Source organism: Streptomyces sp. NRRL S-37, assembly GCF_000721605.1.
In the GTDB taxonomy this organism is placed as follows: Bacteria; Actinomycetota; Actinomycetes; order Streptomycetales; family Streptomycetaceae; genus Streptomyces.
Map to the genome: position 1 here is coordinate 1 of NZ_JOIZ01000062.1, position 2373 is coordinate 2373.

A 2373-nucleotide genomic window follows, 5' to 3' on the forward strand; every position below is an offset into this window, starting at 1 on the left:
GGCGTCCGCGCCACCTGCGCCTCGAACAACTCCGGCACAGTGACCTGCGGCATCTCAACCGCCGTGTCGTTCCACTCCACCAGAACCCGGCGCCGCTCACTCTCGTCCAGCACCCCGACAGCGCTCAGCGGCCGGTCCGGTTCGGCGGTGGCGGCTTCCAGGACACGGGCGAAGTACCCGGCGAACCGTGCGGCGGTAGCGGGCTCGAAGAGGTCCGCTGCCACGATCAGCATGCCGCGGAGCCCCGCCGGTTCCCCGTGGGCGTCGAAGGTCTCGCCGACGCTCACGTCCAGGTCGAACTTGGCCACCGCAGTGCCGGCGCTCTGCGCCGCCGGGGTTCCGCCGGTGCGCAGGCCCGGCAGGTCCAGCACCGCCTCGGCGTTGTTCTGCACGGCGAGCACGACCTGGAACAGCGGGTGCCTGGCCAGAGAACGCGTCGGAGCCAGGTCCTCAACCAGGCGTTCGAACGGCACGTCCTGGTGGGCGAATGCGGACAGACCCGCTTCGCGCACCCGTGACAGGAGCCCGCGGAACGTCGGGTTTCCGGACAGGTCCGTACGCAGCACCAACGTGTTGACGAAGAACCCGACCAGGTCGTCGAGAGCTTCATCGGTACGGCCGGCGTTCAGCGAACCGATGGGGATGTCGGTGCCCGCGCCCAGGTCGGACAGGAGCACGGCCAGCGCGGCCTGGAGTGCCATCGCCACAGTCACGCCTTCGGCGCGGGCCACCTCCACGAGACGTGCGTGGACCTCGGCCGGGATCTCCAGCGGCACGGAGTGCCCCTGGTAGCCGGCGACCGCGGGGCGGGGGTGATCGTAGGGCAGCTCCAGCTCCTCCGGAGCGCCTGCCAGGGCTTCCCTCCAGTAGGCGATCTGCCGGGCCATGGGACTGTCGAGGTCTTCCTCGTCGCCGAGGAGTTCGCGCTGCCACAGCGCGTAGTCCGCGTACTGCACCGGCAGCGGCTCCCACGCCGGGGCGTGCCCCGCGCATCGCGCCTCGTACGCCACCGACACGTCCCGTGCCAGCGGCCGGGTCGACCAGCCGTCACCGGCGATGTGGTGGATGGTCACGACCAGCACGTGGTCCTCCGGGCCGTCCGAGAACAGCCATGCGCGGATCGGCACTTCAGTGGAGAGGTCGAAGGCATACCGTGCGGCGTCGCCGATCGCGGTGGCCAGACCGGTCTTCGGCACCTCGGTCACGTACAGGTCCCACTCCAGGTCCTCGACGTCGAGGATGCGCTGGTAGGGCTCACCGTCCACCGTCGCGATGACCGTGCGGAGCACCTCGTGGCGGCCGATCACGTCTCGCAGCGCGGCGTTCAGAGCGGCGGTGTCCACGGCGCCGGTCATGCGCACGGCGACGGGGATGTTGTAGGTCGGGCTCGGGCCCTCCAACTCGCTGATGAACCAAAGACGGCGCTGAGCGTAGGACAGCGGCACTCGCTCCGGGCGCTCCCGCGCCGTCAGGGCAGTCCTGGCCTGCACGGCCTCGTCGATGTGGGCGGCGAGTCCGGCCACCGTCGGGGTGTCGAACAGGGCGCGGACCTCGAGTTCGACGCCGAGCGCCACCCTGATGCGGCTGACGAGGCGCACGGCGAGCAGGGAGTGGCCGCCGAGATCGAAGAAGTCGTCATCGACACCGACCTGGTCGAGTCCGATGACTTCGGCGAACGCGGCGCACAGGATCTCCTCGCGGGCGTTGGCCGGCGCGCGGCCCGTGCCTGCCGTGGTGGCGCCGGCCGGTGCGGGCAGCGCCTTGCGGTCGAGCTTGCCGTTGCTCGTCAACGGCAGCGCGTCGAGGGTGACCACGGCCGACGGAACCATGTGTCCCGGGAGCCGCTGCGCGGTGAACTCCTTGACCGCGGCGGTCAGTTCGGCCATGTCCGCGTCCTCGTCCGCGGGGACGAGGTAGGCGACCAGACGCGAGTCACCGGGGGTGTCCTCACGGGCGATCACCGCCGCCTGAGCGACCTGCGGATGCGCGGTCAACACGGTCTGGATCTCGCCCGGCTCGACCCGGAAGCCGCGGATCTTCACCTGGTCGTCGGCGCGGCCCAGGAACACCAGCCGGCCGTCGGACGTCCACCGTGCGCGGTCGCCCGTGCGGTACATGCGCGCCCCGGCGTCGCCGTACGGGCAGGCGACGAACCGTTCCGAGGTGAGGTCGGGGCGACGCACGTAGCCGCGTGCGAGCTGGGCGCCCGCGACGTACAGCTCGCCCACGACTCCCGGTCCGACGGGTCGCAGCGCGGCGTCGAGCACGTAGGCACGCGTGTTGGCCGCCGGCGTACCGACCGGCACCACACCGTCGGCCACCCGCTCGGCCGTCAGACGCGTCGTGACCACACCGATCGTGGTCTCGGTCGGA

1 protein-coding gene is annotated in these 2373 nt (G+C 71.4%); it reads right to left on the reverse strand.

Annotated features, from left to right (window positions below; all coding sequences use genetic code 11):
• A partial coding sequence (locus IH50_RS0136650) for a condensation domain-containing protein (RefSeq protein WP_234328335.1) occupies positions 1-2351 on the reverse strand: 2351 nt, incomplete at its 3' end.
• Between the last annotated feature and the right edge of the window lie 22 nt (positions 2352-2373).